This is a genomic window from Chryseotalea sp. WA131a, from assembly GCA_025370075.1.
In the GTDB taxonomy this organism is placed as follows: Bacteria; Bacteroidota; Bacteroidia; order Cytophagales; family Cyclobacteriaceae; genus ELB16-189.
The window spans coordinates 1131334-1155776 of record CP073016.1; the positions used below are offsets into that span (position 1 = coordinate 1131334).

The 24443-nt window shown below is 46.2% G+C and carries 4 protein-coding genes; all 4 read right to left on the bottom strand.

Features of this window, described 5'->3' with window-relative positions; genetic code table 11:
* Positions 1-12: 12 nt before the first annotated feature.
* The 4 genes from KA713_05130 to KA713_05145 are packed head-to-tail and all read right to left on the bottom strand — an operon-like array spanning position 13 to position 24335.
* On the bottom strand, positions 13-3873 hold the full coding sequence (locus tag KA713_05130; protein ID UXE67978.1) for an amino acid adenylation domain-containing protein: 3861 nt from the start codon (positions 3871-3873) through the stop codon (positions 13-15).
* Positions 3874-3897: 24 nt separating this feature from the next.
* The gene (locus KA713_05135) at positions 3898-7074 is read right to left on the bottom strand and encodes an amino acid adenylation domain-containing protein (GenBank protein ID UXE67979.1); all 3177 of its coding nucleotides are present in this window, start codon (positions 7072-7074) and stop codon (positions 3898-3900) included.
* A 58-nt stretch (positions 7075-7132) separates the two neighbouring features.
* Positions 7133-17839: an amino acid adenylation domain-containing protein gene (locus KA713_05140; protein UXE67980.1), complete on the bottom strand. Its 10707-nt coding sequence runs from the start codon at positions 17837-17839 to the stop codon at positions 7133-7135.
* Positions 17840-17873: 34 nt separating this feature from the next.
* Positions 17874-24335 carry an amino acid adenylation domain-containing protein gene (locus KA713_05145; protein ID UXE67981.1) on the bottom strand — a complete coding sequence of 2154 codons (6462 nt, stop codon included), beginning with the start codon at positions 24333-24335 and terminating at the stop codon, positions 17874-17876.
* Positions 24336-24443 lie beyond the last annotated feature (108 nt).

Below are 24443 nucleotides of genomic sequence, written 5' to 3' on the forward strand. Positions count from 1 at the left end.
GCCTGGGAGAATTTAGTTGAATGAACCAAGTTTTAAGTCCTGAACGCGGATAGAGGGTTCCCGTACGACGCTTCTGACAATCCCTGCGTAATAACTGACAAAGAGTTCGATGACCGACTCGTCAAACCGGTCCGAATTATACCTGAATCCCATAAGATATTCATCTCCCCGGTCCTCAAGAGTTAACTCAAGCAGATAGCGACTCGATCGCGGCTTCTTTTTCAGAACGACGGGAGTTATTGCGAGGCCATCCGGCTCGATCTCATTCTGAAAGAAATCAGCATTTGAAAAATAAAGGTTTACGACGTCCTCGTGGCGCACATTACCCAAAAGATGTATGATCTCATCGTAAGGGAACTCCTGGTTTTCTGATGCCGACAAGACTACATTTCTAACTTGCTCTAATAAATCAACGAAAAGCAATTCACCAGTGATCCTCACACGCAATGGAAGAACGTTTATAAATGTTCCCACAATATTCATCAGTGATTGCCTGGTCCGCCCGATTGTATCTGTTCCAATGATTACTTCCGAAGAACCTGATAATTTTGAGATTAAAATGTAATACACTGAAAGGAAGATCATGAAAGGCGTTGCGCCGAGTTCCACGGCGAGTTCCCTCACACCGGTTCCAGTTTCGCCGCCGATGGCCCACTCCCTTCTACCCTCAATGTTCTCGCCCTGCGCTCCACCCAGCATCCCCGGCAACTCCACAGCTGAGAGGTCACCGGATAGGTGCTCAAGCCAATAGCGTCGTTGGGCTGAAAGTGCGTTCTCTGAATTTCTTTGCCAACAAGCGTAGTCTACGTATTCAAGTGCAATCGAAGGCAGGTCCTCTCCATTATAAACGCGCTTAAATTCGTTCATCAGGATGTTGATCGAGATCCCATCACATACAATATGATGAATGTCGACAAACATGAAATTCTTTTGGTCGCCTGCCGGCAAAAGACCCACGCGCATCAGTAGATCGTTTGCCAGATCGAATGGCCTTATGAATTGACTGAACGCGTCCACCGGGGTGAGCTCGTCGGAGTTGAATATTTCAATTTGAATGGTTGTGGTCTTACGGATCGACTGCCACACCTTCTTCCCTGTCAGGAAAAAGTTAGCGCGCAAGCCGCTGTGCCTTTTGAGCAGCGAGTTAAGAGTATCGTTCAGCCTTTTGATATCGAGTTCACCGTCGACTTTATATGCATACGAACAATTATTGACCAGGTCATTCTTGTTGAGCATTTGCACACAGAATAGTCTCTCTTGTGAGGATGATGCGGGGTAACTTTCACGATCCTCTGCTTTCCTGATCGGCTCCTCAGCCGACCAGGATGTTTCAACTACAAGACGTGCCTGACCTTCAATGGTCGGATAGTCGAATATCTTCTTCAGTCCTATGTCTACTAAAAAAAACTGTTCAACGCTTTGAATCAGTTGCGCAGCCTTTATTGACTGTCCGCCCAATTCAAAAAAGTTGTGCCTGATACCTATCTCCTTTCTTTCGATGTTTAAGATCTTTGACCATATCCCAACCAGCTTTTCCTCAATCGCATTTCCGGCTTTTACATACGACGAGGGGGCGGCCACGTCGGAAGGCGACGGCAATGCCTTGCGATCTACCTTTCCGTTCGAGGTAAGAGGGATTCTTGCCATCGAAATAAAATGGAGGGGAATCATGTATACCGGCAACCTTTCCAGTAAAAAATTCCGCAATTGGTTCGCCTCCAGTTCTTCGGTAGCCACGTAATAGGCTGCAAGAAATTTATCATCGCTTTCGTTCCTCACTACAACAACGGCGTCCCTGATCAGATTGTGTTTGGTGAGATGGCTCTCAATGTCCCCGAGTTCTATCCTGTATCCCCTGATCTTAACCTGGTGGTCCCTCCTTCCCAAGTATTCAATGTTACCATCCGGTCTGAACCTTGCTAGGTCACCAGTCCTGTATACGCGAATCCCATCAAGAGCTGCGACGGAAACAAACTTTTCATCCGTGAGATAAGGGTTATTCAGATACCCCCGTGCCAAACCTATGCCTGCAATTACCAACTCGCCGGTCATTCCAATGGGTACCATGGACATCGACTGGTCGACTACAAACAAGCGAATGTTGTCGATCGGCTTGCCAATAGGCACATCTTTATATTCTTCATCGAAGCGGCACTCGAAATATGAAACGTCCACCGTGGCCTCCGTCGGTCCGTACAAGTTGATAAGCCTCACGTGGTGGTCTTTCACTAAAGCGCCGAAAGCCTCTACATGTATTGGCCTCAGTGCCTCTCCGCTACAGAATACCAGCCGCAAACTCTTGAGATCAGTTATTAGTCCGTGAGCCAAAAACTCCAGGAATACCGATAGCATTGAAGGAACAAAGTGAATGGTCGTGACTTTGAACTTGCCGATGGCGCGCGCCACTTCCTTTGGATCTTTCTCTGCTTCGGGTGGAAGAAGACAGACGGAAGCCCCATAAAACGACCACCAGAATAGTTCCCAGACGGATACATCAAATGTGGTCGGCGTTTTTTGCATCACCACGTCCTTTTCGCTGAGGGGATACTCCTTTTGCATCCAGTTGATCCGATTTACAACCGAGCCATGCTCCACCATTACACCCTTTGGCATCCCGGTGGTACCGGATGTATAGATGACATAAGCGAGGTCTCTTGGAGTCAACGAAACCTCGGGCAAACTAAAATCGGCTTCTGGAATTACGAGATCGTCCAGGTCTGAAAAGATCTCGAGATCGGAAAGAGAACTATGCGTGTTTCGTCGTCGGCCGATTAGCACATTCAACTTCGAGTCGGATATGATCTCGGAGATACGCTGAGCAGGAAATACTACATCTAACGGAACGTATGCCGCGCCGGCTTTCAAAACACCGTAGATAACAGGGAGAAGTAATTCTTCCCGCTGCAGCATTACGCCAACCAAATGGCCAGGCAACACTCCTCTGTCTTTCCGTAGGTAGGTTGCAATCCGGCTGCTCAGGTAATCGAGTTCCTGGTAAGTCCAGGAAACGTCGCCGAACCTGACGGCGATCTTCCCACTGGAACTTGCCACCTGCTTTGTGAATAGCGACACGATGGTATCCAGGAAAGGATATTCTGCCTGAGTGTTATTGAACTCATGAATTATTTTTACTTCCTCTTCCTCGGAAACAAGGTCGATGTCGTAAATCCGATCATTTGTGTTATTTACAATCGAACCCAGCAAATGGCAGTACAAATCCGTGAGTTGAATAATCGACGACTTATCGAATGCATCCCGGTTGTACAACATCTTAAGTGTCAACGAATCGCCCGCCTCGAATGAAAAGATACATTCCGGCGCCACCTTCTCAAATGCGAAATCACTACGCACTTCGTCCAGCATTACCCCCACTACAGGAATGTCTTTTAACTCCTCTTCTTCAATACCAAGAATATTCCTCAATGGATACCTGGCGTAGCTGAAATCCTGAAGCATTTTGTTGCTCAGCTGCAATAGAAAGTCCTTTACTTTGAGATGGTCGTCAGCGTGGATTCGCAACGGGACAACACAATTATCGGGGAGTGAGAGTTTTCGTTGATAAGCTGGACTGAATATGATCACTTCGGGCAGGCCCGATAACCTTTGTAACAGAATTCCCAAAGTTGCCACCAACACAACGTGCCTGGACTCAGCTTTCGGTGCCAACCTGTTTAACGTAGCAAGTACTTCCCGCGACACGGTCCGGGAGTACGTCGCCACGTCTCCTTTCCTTTTAACGCCTGTGTTGGAATAGAAGCCGTAGAAATAAGGCTCCGGCTTGCAGCCCTGTAATCGCTTCCTCCAATAGTCACGGAGAGCCAGGCTCTTATTCGCTTCGATAGCCGCGAAATCCAGGTTAGTTCCGGAGTGCATACTTCTTATCGGTGGCTGAACTTATCAGAAATTAAAATCAACTTTCGCTTGAATCTTCTCGTGAGGGTCTTCACGGTGCTCAATGTATTCGCCCACGCTCAGGTGTGGATTCTTAAAGATCATTTTCAACAACAACTGAAATTGGCCGGCGATAATTTCCGCATCGTCCATCGTGAAATGATCAAGCAGGTATTCCAGCCTGAACTTAAAACTGCGGGTACCCTCGTAAGCGAATAGAGTGATCGGGAACTTCGCCGAGCCATTCTTTTCAAGGAAGTATGTAAAGTCATCGTCAACAAAATCACCCAGATCGGAGCTGAAATTTTGGAACACGAACATCACAGAGAACAAATTCTCGATGGGGCTCTTTCGTTTTTTGTTTAATTCCTCAACGATAGCGGAAAGGTCGTAGGATTGATAGTTAATTGCATCAATCAGATACTGGTGAACGTTCTTTACAAACACCGGAAACGGCTGGTCAGGCTCTATCGGACAGCGGATCGGCAGTGTCCTGGTGAACATTCCTACTGCTTGCGACAACTCGTCTTGCAACCTCCCCGACGAGTTTGTGCCGACCACTATATCATTCGCACCCGTAAGCTGGAAGAGGTACACATAAAACGAAGCAAATAGAAAAGAGAACGATGTTACATTATTCTCCTTCAGAAACCCGGTCATCCCGCCTGCTTCCTCAAGGGCAATTTCGAAGTAATGATTTCCGCCTCCATCACCTGCTCCTTTATCAAGTCTCTGCGACACTGGCAATTTCAATTCCGGAATTTTTCCTCCTTCAAATGATCTCAACCAAAATTCACGCTCCAGGATGTACTGATTTGATTTTTCAAAGTTCTTTTCCCAGGCTACGTAGTCCCTGTAGTGTACCGACAAAGGGTCAAGAATTTTTCCCGCCAACAGGGAATGCAGATCTTTCAACAGATTGATTTGTGATATGCCGTCGCATATAATGTGATGGATATCGATCAGCAATAGCGTCTTCTTACCGGCTACGTGGATGACAAAAAATCGGAACAACGGTCCTTTGTTCAATTGAAAAGGTTGTATGAACTTTTTAAACGTGGCAGCCAAGTCGGTTTCTGCGATGTCAACTTCTTCGAATGGTACAATCACCGCGTCGTCAACTATTTGAAATAATTCACCATTGTCGAAGGTGAACCGGGTTCTCAAACATTCATGTCTCCGAACCAGCTGATTCAAGGATCGCTTTATTCCTCCCACATCACGACCATTCTTTAGTTGCCACGCCAAAGGCGTATTGTAGGCAATGCTGCCGGGGTCCAGCTTGTTGAGGTAATAGATCCTTTCTTGTGCACGAGATAAAGGGTAAACGCTCTCGTCTGCGGTCCTAGATATTTCGAGAATGACATCTTTCTTTAAACCATCGATCAGTAACGCCTGTTTTTTTATCGTGGAGTTTTCGAGAATTGCACTTAGAGGCACCCGTACTTTAAACTCTTTGTATATCTGGCCAACCAGTCGCAGGATGGTTAGCGAATTCCCTCCAATCTCATAAAAGCTGTCGTTTGTCGATATACTGTCGATCTTCAGTAACCCTTTCCAAATGTCACAGAGTTTCATTTCCAGTTGATTCGCAGGCCCTTCAACTTCTTTTTGCTCCAGACCATCGAGCAATTGGAAAAGATCAATCTTACCACTACTTAAAAGAGGAAACTTCGCAACAACCACAAACCTCGACGGAACCATGTAGCCTGGCAACAATTTTTTAACGTGTCCTTCCATGAGTTCGACAGCGTCCTTTTCCTTTACTTCGGGGTCGACAAGGATGACAAAAGCCACCAGGCGATCACGGTTTCCCGACAAATCATTTTGAGAGCCCTTCCTTGTTTTAGAACCGTCGTCCAACAATACCACCGCTTTTGCAATCAGGGGAAATTGCTGCAATGCATACTCCACCTCGTCCAGTTCTATGCGAATGCCTCTTAATTTTACCTGCCGGTCTTCGCGTCCGAGAAGTTCGACCTCATTGTTTCCCAATCTCCTCGCCTTATCTCCGGTCTTGAAAGCTGGAATCGGTTTGTTGTCGCCTCTCTTTATCTCCAGGAATCTCTCCTTGTTGAGTTCAGGCCGGTTTAAATATCCTTTAGTTAGATATCGCGACAAAATATAAAGATCGCCTGGGAAGAAAGGTCTGCTTTCGGTCAGATCGGAGTTGGCCACCAACAATACGGTATCGGGTATCGGTTCTCCAATCGGGATCTTTGACTTGTGTACGTCGTCCGTCCGGATCCGATAGAATGTCCTTATCATTGTTGTTTCCGTAGCGCCGTACAAATTGACAAGCTGGATTCGCGTTCCGAAAATGTCGAACCATTTCTTCAATGAAAGGGGTACGATCCTTTCTCCCGAGAGCAACACATAGTTCAGATCGTCCAACATTTCATCCGTAAGACCTGAGTGATTGATGATATCAAAGAAGCTTGGTACACAATGAATAAAGTTGATCCTCTTCGACGTGATCCATGATGTAAGTTTGTCGGGTGTATCGAGCTCATCCGATGTTGGCACGAGGCAAATGGTTCCTCCCGAAATGAGCGGTGTAAAAATGTCCCTCAGAAATGCATCGAAATAGGGGCTGATAAACTGACTGAACCGGGTACCTGGTGTAATTGAAAACTCGGCGATTTCCCATTTAATAAAATGTGTCAGACTGCAGTTCCTGCCAATGATCCCTTTCGGCTTCCCCGTCGTTCCGGAGGTGAAATACACATAGAGACTGTCATCTTCCTTGAATTCCGGGTAATCAGGATCGGAAGCCAACCCGTCCAAGGCCTCATCAATAATATCTTCATAAACATGTCGCGAACGTACACTCTCTCTTTCTACATCCTGATCACTGGTCACGTCCCGCGATGTGATCAAGGTCGTCAAACCCAGGTCCTCGATCATGCTGGCCCTTCTTTGTCTCGGTAAACCCGGATCTATGGGCACTACAACGCATCTTGCATTCATCACTCCAATCATTGAAATGATAAGTTTCAAATTGTCAGTTATCTCAAGGCCGACCCGTGTCTCCGATGGAACGTTTTTTGCCAGCAAGAAACGAGTGATGGCGTTGGATCCTTTCAATACGTATTCATAACTGAACGATTCACTTGCGGTCTCGACAGCAATCAATGGGGAATGAGCCTTGAGGCTCTCGAGGAGTGCTTTTTGAAATACCATCTTGTTAGATTAAAATAATTTAATGCGATAGATGTGAAGGAATTCCAGGTAGCGACCGTCAGTGAGTCAGTGTTTCAGTTGCAAACACTTCTGAACTAGAACCAATGGCTTCGAGGATGTGCGCGAGCGTATCGACAAAATAATTTCGGACCACCTCGATAAACTGTGAATCATAGAGATCGGTAGAGAACACAAAATCAAGTATGATCTTGTCATCTTGCTCTAGCGCTTCGATCTTAAACTCATATTGAGTTGTCGTGTAACCGCGGAGGTTGACAGGCACAAAACCAAAATCCTTTAACTGTTGGTCGGAGGATGAATAGTCGGAGTAAGAAAATATAACCTGAACGATGGGATTTAACCGGTCACCTTCTGATCTACGGGCAAGGGAAACCATCTCATTGAACTGCAGATCCTGATTTCTAAATGCTTCGGTAGTAAGCTTCTTCACCTTTGCCAGCAATTGCGAATGGTTGTCAATTGAATCAAGCTGCATCCGTAACGGCAGAATGTTTACAAATGTGCCCACGATGTTCTTCAGATTAGTCCGAGTTCTGCCCACGGCCGGAGTACCTATGATGATATCTTTACTTCCCGTCAATTCAGACATAACGAGGTAGTAGACCGACAGCAAGTACATGAAATGGGAGACATTTGAATCCCTTGCCGCTCGCTTTAGTTTTTCGAACGCTGCCCCTTCAATCCTGCACATCTTACTTGACGCCCTTTCGATCACCACAGTAGACCTATCCTGCAATGTGGGTAGACTCAGAAAAGGTAGTTTTTCTGCAAGGGTCGCTCCCCAAAATTCCCTTTGGTCCTCCATTCGGCTATCGAGGTTCTTCTGCCAGACGGCATAGTCGACATATCGCAGATTCAACGAGGGCAGTTTTACTCCATGATAAAGTTTCCGGAAATCATCGACCAGGATATCGTACGACAACCCATCGCATACAATGTGGTGTACGTCAATGAAGAGGAAGATTTTATTTTTAGCATTGCTTTTAAACAGGGCAGCTCTGAAAAGGGATGCACTTCCCAAATCGAATGGCCGAATAAATCTTTTGAAAGCCTCCTCCGGTTTTAAGCTATTCTCATCGATTTCCTCTAGGGTGAATTCAAATTCATTGCTGATCCTTTGAAGAAGGTTGTCGTCCGATAAAATAAAGCTGGTTCTTAAGGTTTCATGCCTATCAACGAGCGACTGGATCGAAGAGCGAAGGTGATCTTTTGATACTCCGTTAGGAATTTCAATGGCGCCTGACACGTTGTGTGCTAAGCTTTCAAGGTTGTGCATCTGAAGGTAGTAAAGGCGCTCTTGGGCGGGAGATGCGGGATAATATAGCCTATCTTCTGCCCTGTTGATACTGTTTTGAGGCAGGTAAGAGTCGGCCTGATTCAAATAAACGGACAGATCCCGGACGGTCGGATATTCGAAAATTTTCTTCACTTCCAGGTCAACGGAAAGCACTCGTGAGATGGCATTGATGAGGTGAATGGCCTTGATCGAGTTCCCTCCCATCTCAAACAAACTCTTGTCGGTACTTACTTCGTCAGGAGAAATATTCATCACATCGGCCCAAACTGCGACCAGTTTTTCCTCAAGAGGTGTATTGGCCGCCAGGATGGCCGACGCGGTATTAATTTCAGGGTGTGGCAATGCCGCAGAATTCAGTTTCCCGTTTTGCGTAACCGGCATTTTTTCAAGCCTGACAAAACACGACGGCACCATATATTCGGGGAGCATTTGAATCAAATGTTGTCTGATTGTGAAATCATCAAGGTCCTTTTCCCCCACCCAATAACACACAAGCATTGCATCGTCCGATTTGCCCTTTAACACCACAACAACCTCCTTGATCGACTCAAGTCTGAGTACCTGATTTTCGATCTCACCCAATTCAATCCTGAATCCACGAAGCTTTACCTGATTATCAATCCGGCCCAGGAACAATAAGTTACCGTCTTGTGTCCACCTGGCTAAGTCTCCAGTCTTGTACACGCGTTCCTTTCTTCCATTGAGAGTTATACTTACAAATCTGGATTCCGTCAAAACTATATTATCGAGATAACCTCTTGCTAAACCGACACCGGCTATTGCCAGCTCACCGGATGTGCCCAAGGGAACCGGTTTGTTATCCAGGCCTAAAACGTAAAGTCTGATGTTATTAATGGGCTTTCCAATCGGGATATTGACGGGAATATTTTCTAAGACACAGTTATAGTAAGAAACATCAACCGTCGCTTCGGTAGGTCCGTACAGGTTGATAAGATGCGTACGGCTAGTATCGCATCGTTCTGCGAACAACTTAACCTGCTGTTTTTTCAAAGCCTCGCCGCTTGCAAACACAAATCTAAGGGCCGACATTCTCCGTGACATCTCTTTTCCTTCAAGGGACAGCAGGAAGGCATTGAGCATTGAGGGAACAAAATGGATCACGGAAACTTTTTGTTCCTCTATAATTCTGACCAGGGCTTTCGGCTCTTTTTCCAGTCCGGGTGGCAGTACGTACAAACCAGCTCCGGCAAATGCCCACCAGAAGATCTCCCAGACGGACACGTCGAATGTCGTCGGAGTCTTCTGTATCAGAATATCATTTGAAGTCAACGGATATTTCTCCTGCATCCAAAGCAGGCGATTTACCACTGCCCGATGTTCCACCATGACACCCTTGGGTACACCGGTAGAACCGGAAGTATAAATCACATACGCAAGGTCGTCAGCTTTCGGACCAACGAACGACGACTTCGGCTCTCCATTATTGATATGCTCCAGCACCTTCTCCAGGTAGACGACCGGCGACTTCAACTGGTCCTCGTACGGCAGGAAAGTCTTTTTGGTTAAAAGCAATTTTAGATTGGCATCGGATACTATTGTAGATATCCGCTCATGCGGATTCCTGGGGTCAATGGGAACGTAAGCTGCGCCGGTTTTTAATATTCCATAAATACATGGGATCAAGTCAGCATCCCTTTCCATTAAGACACCGACGAGATCGCCATTCGAAACGTGATGGGAACTACGCAGGTACCCGGCAATCCTGTCGGCACACTCTTTCAACTCCAGGTACGTAAAAGATTTCCTTCCAAATGTTATCGCCATTTTTGCGGGACCACTTTGCACAGTTCTTTCAAACATCGACACAATCGTTTCGTCTTCCGGGAACGGCACATAAGTATCGTTGAAGTTCACCAGAACGTTACGCTTCTCGTCATCTGAAAGAATATCGATATCCGAAATCCTGACTTGCGGATTCTCAGCGACAGCTGTGACGACCCCTTTGAAATAACCGACAAACCGGTCAATCGTTGTAGCGCTGAATAATGAAGTGCAGTACTCAAATCGCATACGAAGCTGATTGTCCTGCTCAGCCGCGTAAAGAGAAAGATCAAATTTGGCTACGTTGTGAGCATATTCACCCGGAGTAATAGAGAGGCCGGGTATCTCCAGTTTCGTTTGGCCGTAATTCTCCAGGGCAAAAAACACATCGAATAACGGGTTTCGATTCATTGTCCGCGGAATGTTCAGGGAATCGATAAGGTCTTCGTATGCAAATCCCGCATTGGCCAGGCAAGTGAATGTCTGCGCCGACACGCCCGATACAAGCTCGATAAACAACAGGTCGCTCTTCACCCGGTTCCTGATAGCCAGGGTGTTAACAAACATTCCTATGATATTTTCGAGATCGGCATGGTGTCTTCCGGCCACAGGCGTGCCCACAACGATTTCTTCCCGGTTTGCCAGTTTCGACAGAAATACGTTAAAGATCGAAAGCAGTATATTATAGATTGAGGTATTTTGAGATTGGGAGATCTTCATGAGCTGCTGCGTCTCGATCCGGTTCAACATGAATTCCACCAGGTCACCGTCGTACGCTTTAACCTGAGGACGTTCATAGTCATACGGCAACTCGAGTGGCATCGGCAGTTCCGAGTATTCGTTTAACCAAAAATCTTTCTGTTTCGCAGCTCTTTTATTTTCCTCCGGAGTCTCCATCCAGAGTGTATAGTCTTTGTACTGCAACGCGGTTGGCGACAGGGGCTTCCCAGCATACAATGCCATCAGGTCATTTATCAGAATATTCACAGACATGCCATCTGAAATGATATGATGCATGTCGACCATGAGAAGATATTCAGGTGACGCGGTTTCCGTGGCTGCGGACAGGGATACGACGGCTACCCGGAGCAACGGTGCTTCCCTTAGGTCAAATGGACGGACAAATGTTTGAATCAGGTCATCGATATCTGAGCCTGTTCTGTTCCAATAGTGAATTGAAAAATCGGCAACTGGTAATATCTTTTGGGCAGGGACATCATTTACGATATAGAAGGATGTACGCAAACTACTATGTCTTTTTACAACTTCTTTAAAGGCGTACTCCAATGATTCGCGATCCAATTTGCCCTTTATCTTCAGAGCGCCGTAAATGTTGTATGCGGTTATTCCCTTGTCAAATTGCTGGAGAAAATACAATCGCTTCTGAGCAGCCGATAGCGGATAGTACTCACGTTCCTTCGCCACCTCTATGGCGCTAAAAATTCCCAGGCTTTTTGCAGCGAGGTGCCTGGTGAGGCTTCGTATATTTTGGTTTTCAAAAATCGCACGGACAGACACCTCGATCGACGTCTTCTTAAAGATCCTGTTGGCAAGTGTCGTCGCATTCAACGAATGTCCCCCTAATTCAAAAAAGCTTTGATCTATACCAATTTTCTCCTTATCGACCTTCAAAACTTCGGACCATATATCAACCAGCAGGGACTCCACGGAATTTGTTGCATTGTTATAATTCGAAGGGAGGTTGTCAAGCGGGTTCGGCAATTCCTTCTTGTTGATCTTGCCATTGGGTGTTAGGGGCATTTTCTCCAAGCGGATAAAATGCTCAGGTACCATATAATGTGGAAGAACCTCCGTCAAATAGGCCTTTAGCTTGTCGGCGCCCAGATCGTCTGCGGAAATGTAGTACGCAACAATAAACTTGTTCCTGTCATTGTCTTTTACCGCCACAACTGCCCTGCGGATCTGTTTGTGTCGGTTCAAATGATACTCGATCTCACCCAACTCAATTCTAAAACCGCGTATCTTGACCTGGTCGTTGGCGCGGCCGAGATACTCGATATTGCCGTCTTCAAGCCAGCGGGCAACATCACCGGTTTTATACATCAGCTCTTGCGGGAAGTAGGGATTACGAACAAATTTCTCCCTCGTTAGGGCCTCCTTATTCAAATAACCACGAGATAGACCGACTCCACTAATGCATAGCTCACCCTTCACTCCTATCGGCGTGATCTTGCCATCTGCATTCGTAATGATCAATCGTGTGTTCGAGAGCGGTTTGCCTATCGGAATATTCTGATACACTCCATTTACATGGAAACTGGTTGTGAATACAGTATACTCAGTTGGTCCATAAATATTAAACAATTGATATTTATTGATGCCGGTTGCACTCAATTTGTCGCCACCGGTTAGTAGGGCGCGTAGAGAATTATTCTCCAACTGGATAAATTGCTCGCAAACAGGCGTTGGAAGGCTAGCTATCGTGATTTGGTTCTGCTCGCAAAATCTGTTGAGTTTCGCCATGTCCGACTTCGTTTCTTCGTCGACCAAATAGATTGGCGTGCCCTTAATAAGGTATGGGAATAATTCATCGACGGTGAGATCAAAGCCAAGGCTGGCGAATTTCAAAGCCCGGTCGGATGGCCTTACATTAAAATGATTGATATGCCAATAACACAAATTGACCACCGATCGATGCTCGATCATAGAGCCTTTAGGCAATCCCGTGCTGCCCGACGTATAGATGACGTAAGCCAAGTCCCTCGACGAGCGATTGATGACGACATTTGATGCCGGCTGTTCCGCAAGTTGGGAATCGGACGGGTCGATGTATGTCAAGTTCAAACCGACCCTGTTCATAACATCGGCTTGCGAGATCAACATGGCGTACCCGCTGTCCTCAAGCATATACTGAATTCTCTTGATCGGATAGCTGGTGTCAATGGGCAGAAATGCGGCTCCGGCTTTAAGAATTCCAAGGATACCGATCACCATTCCGGGCGACTGATCTATCAGTATCGCCACAATGGCATCCGGGTCCAGGTTATACTCGCGCAGCCTCCAGGCAAGCCGGTTCGCCCTTTCATTTAACTCGGAATATGGATAGACTATTCCATTCCAGACCAAAGCAGGACTTTCGGGTGCCCTGTCTACCTGTTCCTCGAAAAGCTCAACCAGCGTTTTATCACCAGGGAAAGGAGTCTCCGTATCATTGAACAAATACAAAAGTTTCTTTCGTTCGGTTTCGGATAAAATCTCTATTTCAGAGAGTTTAATGCTTGTATCTGAAATGACTTCTTTTATTATTCTTTCATAATAGTCTGCATATCGTGCGATTGTCTCACGTTTAAAAAGGCTTGTGGCGTATTGAATGCAAATTCGGATACCGCCTGCCTCTTCCGACGCAAAGAATGTAAGATCGAACTTGGCATCCAGGCGCTTAAGTCCATAGTCCTTTATATCGAGGCCGGGTATTGTCCAAGCCTTCTCGTCGGCATTCTGCAAAACAAAGACGACATCGAAAAGGGCATTACGGCTGATATCACGTGGCAACTGGAGTGCATCAATCAATTCCTCATAGGGATATGTCTGGTGGTTGAAACAAGTAAGCGTTTTTGCTTTAACCGAAGCCACGAATTCGTTGAAACTGAGCCTGCCGTCAACATCACTCTGGATGGCAATCATGTTCATAAACATCCCGGCTATTTGTTCCAAATCGGGGTGTTGCCGGCCAGCCACAGGTGAGCCGATAATTATTTTCTCCTGATTACATATCTTATTGAGAAGTATTGCACAAGTCGACAACAAAACCATGAATAAGGTCGCCTGGTTTGACTCGCCGACCGCCTTCAGTTTCCTGGCTTCATTTGGCTCAATAAAAACTTCGACTATGTCACCCTCATACTTCGTTACGGTAGGGCGGGGAAAATCCGTTGGCAGATCGAGTGTCGAAATTTCCCCGGTGAAAGTGTCAAGCCAAAATTGTTTTTGCTTCGCAAGCGATCCCTTTACCGACTCATTCTGTTGCCATACAACATAGTCTTTGTATTGCAAGTTGGCTGGTCGAAGGGGCTCGTTGTTGTAAATTGAAAGGAGGTCATGGACATATTGACCCGACGAAACCGCATCGGCAACAATATGATGGCCATCAACGACAAGTATATGATCCCGATCCGAGATCGCTATAAGGCCAACCCGCATCAATGGGGGTTTGCTCAGATCAAAAGGTCTTATAAACTTCCGGATTGCTTCTTCCTCCCTGCCCTCTTTCCAATCGACCGTTTCGATGTCGAAGAAAATTTCATCGACGATACGTTGCGCCGGTATACCGTCGACAAGGTCAAAACTGGTTCGTAAAGTTTCGTGCCTTTGCAGCAGCCTGAAAAAGGCATCCTTTAGGCGAGGTTTTTCCAAAGGTCCCTTGATTCTCAATGCCAGGTAAACATTGTACGCGGTTGACGACGGCTCAAACCGGTGAATAAAATAAAGCCTGTTTTGAAATGAACTTAATGGATAGTAAGGTTGATCTGCAGATTTCTGAATGGGAATATACTGGTCGCCGGCTTTTCCGTTCGAAGCCGTAGAACTTTGTATCAGGTTTTCAAGCCCGGCGATTGTTGGATTCTCGAACAGTTGATCGATAGGAACCTGAACGTTGAATGTCTTAAAGATCCTGTTTACGAGCTCAACTGCTTTTAGCGAATGTCCACCTACATCAAAAAAACTTATATCGTTATTAATTGCCTGTTTATCTATGTGTAAAACGTTCGACCAGATCTCTGCCAGACTGCGACCTACTTCACTAACCGGAGAAGACCGGTCGGCTTCCTCGTTCAATTCCGGATCAGGAAGAGCGCGTTTGTCGACTTTACCATTCGACGTTAGCGGGAATGAACTCAAATGAACATAGAACGATGGAAGCATGTGTTCGAGTAGTCTCGGCGCCAGGAAGCGCTGAATCTCCGTCTTTTCCAGCGGTGCGTCCGAACGGTAATACGCTACCAGTATCTTGCTTTCGTTGGTTTCCCTGCATACGGCTACCGCCTCTTTGATCTGTTCATGTGTCAATAGTTGATTTTCAACTTCCCCCAACTCAATTCTAAAACCTCTGAGTTGCACCTGATTATCGATTCGTCCATGGTATTCCAGATCGCCGGACTCCATTATCCTGGCCAGATCACCCGTTTTGTAAAGTATGTTTTTTGCATTAAATGGGTCCGGCACAAATTTCTGAGCCGTTATCTCTTTCTTGTTTAAGTAACCTCGGGTTACTCCGGGTCCGCCAACGTAAAGCTCTCCAACAGATCCACGCGGGACCAGCTTCATGTTTTCGTCAAGAATAAGAACAGACTTCGTTGCAAGCGGAAGCCCAATGCTGCCACTGTTACTATCAATATCAGCCTGTCCCAATTCTTTGGAGGTAATAATGATAGTCGTCTCCGTAATTCCGTAGCCATTGTAAAGACGCGCAGTTGGATACTTGTCTTTCCAGGGCTGGAGTTTTTTGGGGCTAAGAGCTTCTCCACCCAGCATTACGAAACGTACTGCAAGAACAACGGGCGAAGATGAATCTTGATCAATGAGGCTGTAGAAAGCGCTCGGCGTTTGTCCCAGCATGGTCACTTTTTCACGCGCTAACAAATCGTGAAAAGCAGCTGTATCTTGTGCAACTTTCTTGGGTACAATAACTACTGTCCCTCCCGACAATAAGGCAGCGTAAAGTTCCCATACACTAAAGTCGAAACATGGGCTATGGAACATAGTCCAGACATCTCCCTGCCGGCCATCGTAAGGAAACTGTTCGTTGCAAAATAACCCGACAATATTTCTGTGCTCTATCATCACTCCCTTCGGATTACCAGTAGTTCCGGAGGTGTAAATGATACAGCACAGATCCGAGGGTTGATTGATCTCCTCAACCCTTGGCTCTTCCGACGTCGGGTTCTCGACGTCTTCATAAAAGACGACCGGTATCTTAAAATTATTTTTCTTCAAGATCTCCTTTGAAGCAAGGACCATTCGGGCGCCACTATCGCGGATCATATACTCGATCCTTTCGTCAGGGTAGTCATTTTCGATCGGCATGTAGGCTGCTCCAGCCTTCATGACTGCCAGCATACCTATTGTCAGGTTATGGGACCGATCTGTGAGAAGTGCGATGACCTCGTTTCTATTGATCTCAGTCCGTTTCAAATGGCGGGCAAGACGATCGGATGCCTGGTCCAGTTCCCGGTAGGTGAGCTTGTGGTCCATGAATTTTACGGCAACTGAGTCCGGGGTCTCTCTCACCCGATCGCGAAAGACCGCGACAACAGTTTTGTCTTCTGGAAAGGGAACCTTCGAATAATCGAATTCGTCAAGGAGACTCTGCTTTTCAGCTTCGTCCAAAAAGTCGATTTCACCGACGGTCTTAGTGTCCTTCTCGAGAATAGCGTCGATTGCAACTTTGAAGAAGCGAGTAATTTGTGTCAGCCGGGAATGGCTGATCTCGTCATCACGGTGAGCGAAGTCCAAAGCCAGCTCGTCGTTGAACAAGACATTCATTCCAAGCAGATATTGAGTGGCCTCGTAAGATGATTCCAGCGTGACCTTGAATTCCGAATTCAACTCTGCAAGTATTTCATTCAGTGGGTAATTTTGGGCAGCCAAGACAACGTCAAATAAATCCTGATTGAATCCCAGGCCCAAATATTCTTTTATCTCCGAATAAGAAGTGTTGACGTATTGAGTTTTGGAAATAACATCGTTGCTCACTGCCCGGACAAGATCGCTCAGCGTTGTATCACCCGCTACACAAACTCTTAGAGGAATAGAGTTGATGAAGTTTCCAATGATCCTGTCCGCACCTGCTATCGAGCTGTCACGATTCGAAACGGTGATACCGAAGACAACATCGGAACGATTCAGTAGTCTGTGCAAGGCCAACCCTAAAGCGCCGTAGATTACGGCAGCTTTGGTTATCCTTTTTCTATTCGCATAAGATTCCAGATTGGCCGCGGTAACCTGGAAACGGGTCTTCTTAACGGGACTGTCGGATGTGCCATTGACCTTACCGGATGGGACAGGCGTAATCTCGTAGCCCTTAAGATATTCCGACCAGTAAGCCCTGGCACTGGATTCGTCTCCCTTCCCGGCTATAGCCTGATGGCCTTCCTTATACGACGGCTTCGACTCCAGGTCTGCCCGTATGCCACGCGACAATTTATTGTATTCAGTAAAAAGCTCGGAGAGAAGTATGCCACCACTCCAACCATCATACAGAATGTGGTGATGTGTAATTCTAAACAAATACAATGACGGTCCGGTTTTAACGAGCGTTAACCGCACTGGTAGATCCTGAAGGTCGAACCTTCTTGCACTTTCCTTCTGAAATAACGAATCCAACGCTCCATCCGCATCCTCATCCTGCAGCGTTGAAAGGTCCTCGTATATAAAGTCGAATGGACACTCCTTCAAAATAATTTGCACGGGCTTTCCGAGTTTCTCCCATCGGAAAACAGACCTAAGCACCTCGTTTCTCGTCTGAACGTTTGTAAATGCTGCTTTAAGTGTCTCATGATCGATGGTGCCCTGAATTCGGAACGTCAGTTGTGCCTGGTAAAGATTCTTCTCCGTCTCCTTCAAATATTGAAACAACATTCCCTTTTGAACGGGGCTAAGCTCAAACAATTCTTGCACATTCGACTTCTGCAATTTGTCGCGCATACTGGTCATGATTTTTGCTTGTTTGTGTAGACGACTACTCGAAAAGAATATCCAATTCGTCCTGGATCAGTTCGGCTGTTTGAAAATCCGAAGGCGTAAACTGAACATCTTTCGCATGTTCCAGGTGTTCCACAATTCTGAGAGCTTCGGAGAGATAAAGGTCCATGAACCAATTTATCGTCTCGTCTGCGTGAGCTTCGCAGTTATACACGAGCTCTGTACGAAGCTGATTCCTGGAGATCATCAGATTCATCTCCAGTACCGCAGTCATTTCGTTCTCTGGATCGGTATCGATACTTGGATCTTCGCCGATAAACTCGAAGATATCGTTGTTTAACTCCAGGCCAAACTCTCCTAGATAATTGAAACGAACTGGCGTACGCTGTACAGAATTGGCAATGTCCTTCTGTTCATTACTATATGCCTGCAGGCTAAATCCGAGTCCCGCATTCGGTACTTGCCCGAACTGTTCCTTAATGCTTTTGATCTGTGCAGCAAGGTCCGCCGATTCAATACCCAGCACCAGAGGGTGCATGATTGTAAACCAACCGACCGTCCGGTGCAGGTTAACGTCCGGCAGATGTCTTCCGTGGTTCTCTATTTCTATAACAAAACGGTCCTTTTTGGTCCACTCCTTAAGAACTCTTGCCAGCGCTACGCTTAAGATAACGGGAATGCTGGTGTTGTAAATTGCGCTCGACTTCCTCTTCAATACGTCAGTGTCGGCCACTGTCAACATCCTGTATATCTTCTTCGTGTTCCGCGACCGCCAGTCTGCCTTCCGATGATCTTGCGGAACAATAAAGATCTCTTCCGATATTTTCTTCCAATAGTCTTTTTCACGCGACATATCATAGCCGGTTGCGTACGACGTTAACCGCAATTGCCAGTCGGTCAGGCTTGCAGTCTTGCGAGGTAACTCCGGGGTACGGGCAGACCTTAAACTGTCATATATCGAATAGAGATCTTCGAGCAAGATCCTCCAGGAAATTCCGTCGACGACAAGGTGATGAGCTGTGATTAACAAGCCTTCAAATTCATTCCTGCTTTTTACGATGGCTGCTTTTATCAGAAGGGTACGATGTATTTCGAAGCCTGCCTTTATGCTGCCTAACACCTGTGATATTTTTTCTTCAGAAATGGTGTCTATCTCATGAATCGCAATTCCGAAAGGATCAGACAAATGAGCTTCGTTATAAAAGAGAGAACCGGTGGTCTCGGAATAGTTCAATCTGAGCCCATCGTGATGTCTGACCAACCGTCTAAATGCCTCAGACAACATGATTGGATCCACTTTTTTTTTTAGTTTCAGAAAAACCGACTGGTTGAAAAAATGTGGATTGGCAAATCTTCGCTGGAAAAACCAGTGCTGGATCGGGTTTAATGAAAGTTGCCCTTCGACCAAACCCTGTTCATAATCTTTGTCCTGTGAAGAACGAAGCGCAAATGGACTTACCTGAAGGATTGTTTGGTATGTCAGAATGGCTTTCGGTGAAACTTGAATTCCTTTCTCAGTCAATCTTGTTGCAATCTGAAACGCCTTTATTGAATCTCCGCCGAGCTCGTAAAAATTATCGGTCATCGCAATCGTGTCATGCCGCAAAACATGCTTCCAAACGCTGAGTGACTCTATTTCAATCATCCCTACTTCATCCAAACTCGCATGCTGATCATTGTTCATCACAAGATTCGTGAGCTCCTGGTAGTTCACCTTCCCGTTTATTGTTAAGGGAATACTTGCAACAACGAAATACCTGGCAGGGATCATGTAGTAAGGCAGCCGGCTCGCCAAGTGTTGGAGGAATACTTTCTGAGATATTTCTTTCTTTTCCGTAGTCGTATAGTACGCCTGCAAAATGAGTGCGTCATTTCCAGTCGAGCGTGTCAGAACGACGCAGTCGGTGACGTCCGGAACCAGCAACAGGTTTTGTTCTATCTCTGTTATATCTATGCGATGACCTTTGATCTTAATTTCCCTGTCAGAGCGACCTAGATAGATCATCTTTCCCGACTGAAGTCGTTTTGCGATGTCACTCGTTCTGTAGAGTATTGAGCTCGGGCGAAAAGGATTCTCGACAAACTTCAATCTTGTTTGCTCCTCGTTATTATGATAACCTTGAGACAAACACATCCCGGATATATAAAGCTCCCCAGGAATACCGTCCGGAACCGGGTTCATAAAGTTGTCCAGGAGGTAGACCTCGGAATTTACTATCGACTCTCCTATTGGAACGGTTAAGCAAGAATCTTTGGGGTTGTATTTATAAATCATACATCCAACCGTAGCCTCGGTAGGACCATACTCATTATAGATGATCGTCTCAGGTCCAAATTTTGTCCAAATCGACTTTGCCAGTTTTGTTTCAAAACTTTCACCTCCCACGATGAAGATCAAGCCAGCTGACCGAACAGAGCGCTTCACCGCCAAATCCCTCAATATCTTTAAGTGCGAAGGCGTCAATTTAATGCAACTCACCACGCCGTCGCATATCATCCGCGTCAAGACCTCGGAAGGATCCTTGTCATTGTAGATCACGACTTTGTTGCCCGTAATCAACGGTACAAAAATTGAAGTAATCGTCAGGTCAAAAGACACAGACGTAAACAATGGAAAATCCCTTTGTTCCTCTCCAACATATTTAATCCCGGCCCACTGAACATAATTCGATAGTGATCTGTGCTGCACCACTACACCTTTTGGACTTCCGGTCGAACCAGAAGTATAGATCATATACGCCCATCCATCAAGGTTGGACCGATCATTAGCGACAGCCGCGGGGTCAAACCGCACATCATTTACGTTAACGATATATTGGCCGAATTCATGCCTGATCGTTTCTGGCAACTGGCTAACATCTTTGTCCGTGAGGATAACCCTGGGCCCTGAATGACGGAAAATATTCAGAATCCGGTCCTCCGGAAAATCAGTGTCGATTGGCAAGTAGCAAGCGCCAGCCTTAAGTACTCCGAAGATACTGGCAAGGAATGCCGCTGACTTTTCCATTAATATACCAGCAATATCGCCCGGGCTTAGTCCAGAGTTTTGCAAAAAAAGGCACAATCCATCAACGCGCCGTGCGAGCTCGCTGTAGTCCATCTCGGTGTCACCCTCTATAATAGCTATCAGATCGGGAGTTTTCGAGGCCTGCTTTTCAAACAGCTCAACCACGGTTGCACCCGGGGTCTGATCATTCACCTCATCCAGACGGCTTGCATCTTCGTAAGACGGATCCAGTTTGTAGTCCACCAGTCGCTTACCCGGATCCAAAACGATTTCATCCATAAGGTTCGTGAAGTACTTTACCAACCTTATGACTGTCTCCCTGCTAAAGAGTGATGAGGCGTATTCGAACCAACATTCTATCGACTGTTCGCCGTGATCAAATATCTCGACGGAGAAATCAAATTTCGCTATCCCTATGTCGAAGAAATACGGCTGCATTCCAATACGTTTATAGACCTTCGAACTACCGGTGAGGTTATGAAACGTAAACATTGTATCAAATAATGGATTGCGGCTTGGATCTCTTTGCGTGTCGCTCATCTCCATCATTCTGTTAAATGGATAACTCTGATGATCCAAAGCCGCCAGGAGTTCATCCTTTTCCTTCATCACAAGCTCTACAAACATGCTCAATGGGTTGACTGAGTTCGTTTGGACGATATTATTCACAAACATGCCCAGCGTACGTTGTATTTCTGGATGATCTCGTCCACTAACCGGAATTCCAATCGGGATGTTTGATTGCCCCGTTATTTTAAAAATGAACAATCGGTAGATCGCCAATAGCAGCACATGTGACGTGCACTCGAGTGTGGCCGCTAATCGCCTCAAGGCTAAAACTGTTTCCCGCGCAACCACGACTCTGACTTTGCCGCCCTTCAGATCGAATACCGGTGGACGACTACTGTCGAACGGCAGCTCCAAAGACTGAACTTCGCCGTTCACTCTCCCAAGCCAAAAATCTCTGTGTGTTTCCAGTTCCCCTGATTGGATTCTTCCGTCAATCCACAATGCATAATCAGAATATGAAACTTCTGGAAGGCATGTCGTGTCATCATGATACAAGTCGACCAACTCCTTTACCAAAAGATTTACTGACAGTCCATCCATGATACTATGATGAAAATCCAGAAACAAAATGAGTTCCTGGCAGGTCAGCTCCAATACCTCGATCCTAAAGAGCTTGGGTTGATGGAGGTCAAATGGACGACACCTTGCCAATATCGTTTCGTGAATGTCGCCACCGGAAAAAGTTAAACAGTTTAACCTGAAGTCGATCGAATCCGCAATACGAAAACACACGCCGTCTCCGCCCTCAAAATATACCCTTAGGGAATCGTGCCGCTGGATTAAAGAGCGGATACACTGTTCAATCTTTTGGATATTTAATGGTCCCGAAATTTTGAAGGCAACTGGGATATTGTATGCAACTGAATCCTTGTTCAGACTCCAATGGTAGTACAGTCGGGTTTGTGCCTGTGTCGTGGGGTAACTCTCTCTCGTGCCACATCGCGGAATGACGCTACGCGTTTGTGTCGTATGACTCGAAATCACCAAGCCAATTTTTCTGATCGATGGATTTTGATACACAGTCCTCACCGGGAGATCCAGCTGGAATTGCTCCGAGATTCGCATACTCAATTCGTACACCTTGAGCGAGTCTGCCCCAAGGTCAAAAACGTTTTGATCAACCCCGAGATACTGGCCTTCAAAAATAGTTTGCCATATACTCAACAACCTGCGCTCCACATCGGTCATGGGCTCCCGCTCACTGCCTCCCTTATCGGCTGCTGATTGCAGTCGATCAATCTCCGTTTCGGTGTTTCTGAACTTACCCTGGCGGTATTGCGAAACAAGTTCAAATCTCTGAAGTTTCCCACTGGTGGTCTTGGGGATAAGGGAAACAGGAAGGATCAGATCTATGACTAGGCCGGTATGGTTGAAAATAGTTTCTCTGATCCGTTCTACAAGTGGAATAAAATCCTCCAGCGCGCCTTTATGTAATACAAAACCGATGGACTCTTCTTTTTGAGTAACTTGATTGAAGTATCCACCGAATGCAATCCTGTTCAGTTCAACTCCTTCTACCTGTTCGGCGATCCTCTCAAGATCGTGCGAGTAAAAATTTTGACCGTTGCTGAAAATTATATCGTTCGCCCTACCCGTGATGTACAAATTTCCGTTGCTGATGAATCCTATGTCACCAGTATCGAGCCAGGGCGGGTCTTTAAATACTATAGAAGTTGCTTCACGATTGTTATAGTATCCTGATGTTACATTGCCACCAATAATTTGTATTCTTCCAATGGTTTCATCGATAACTGGCAAGTTTCCTGTGTCCGCTATCCGTATACAACAGTTGTTGATTGCTCTACCAACGTTGACGATGGCGATTCCATCAGGCTTGTCTGAAGACAAAAGTACCTTCTCACCTATATTCAGATGCTTGCGGTTGATGGTGAGATAGCTCATCTCTTCATCGACGGCGGAAATTGAGACAGCCACGCTGGCTTCAGCTAATCCATATACGGGGCACATCGCTTTAAACCTCAAGCCATACTTCTCCATCGTGACAAGAAAGTTACTCGCTAGCTCTGCCGAGATGGGTTCGGCCCCATTATAGATGATTCGGATACTCGACAAGTCCCAACCTTTGTCGGAACCATCAATGATAGCTTTTAATAAATACTGGTATCCAAAATTAGGGGACGCGAGGATTGTCGTTTTGTACCTGGACGCCACATCAAACCAGACCGCCGGTCGTCTAATAAAGAAGGCTGTCGGTATCAGGTATTGGTTTAGGCCGGTGACAAGAGGACTTATATGAAACCCAATTAGTCCCATATCGTGCGTAAGAGGCATCCAACTCAGTGTACTGTCCCTCATAGAATAACCCGCTGCCGAGGCGATGTCCCTGGTGTTGGTTAAAAGGTTGTTATGGGTCAAGATCACACCTTTTGGATCACCGGTGGATCCTGATGAGAATTGTATAAATGCTATGTCATCCGATGCTGCCGGATAGACTTGTCCGTTGTTGGGCACATTCAAATCAATTGTATCCATTCCACAGTATTGCGCGCGCATCGCGTCGGCCGTTTCACCGAAAGAGTTCCCGTATCCGTAAACTGTCAGGCTCTCGAGTATCTCGCTGCTGGCGAATAGGTGCGGGTTCACCAGATATTTCCAAACAGCAAACGTCTTTCTTTTGTGCTCCTCGTTTCGACCTACAGTCAAAGGCACAGGAACGATTCCTCCCAGAACACAAGCCCAAAAAACGCACAGGAATGTTTTATTATCATCTATCTGCAACACCATTTCATCGCCGGCTTTTATTCCATTTTTTTGGAAGACATGCAGGATCTTCAGGGCATTGTTGACCATATCTGCGTACGAGAGAAAAAAGTCGGCTGAACCATTCGAAATAAACGTTACACCCTTCGATGCTTCCGAACGAAGCTCCAGAACAATGCTACTTAGTGTTATCGCGTTCATAAACGAAGTAATTAACAGGAATACCGATCGGTATTCGGAAAAGAACCAGAATGAAAAGGGAAAGAAAAATGTGAGGCGTTCAAGCGGGAACACCGGATTGAATTGCTG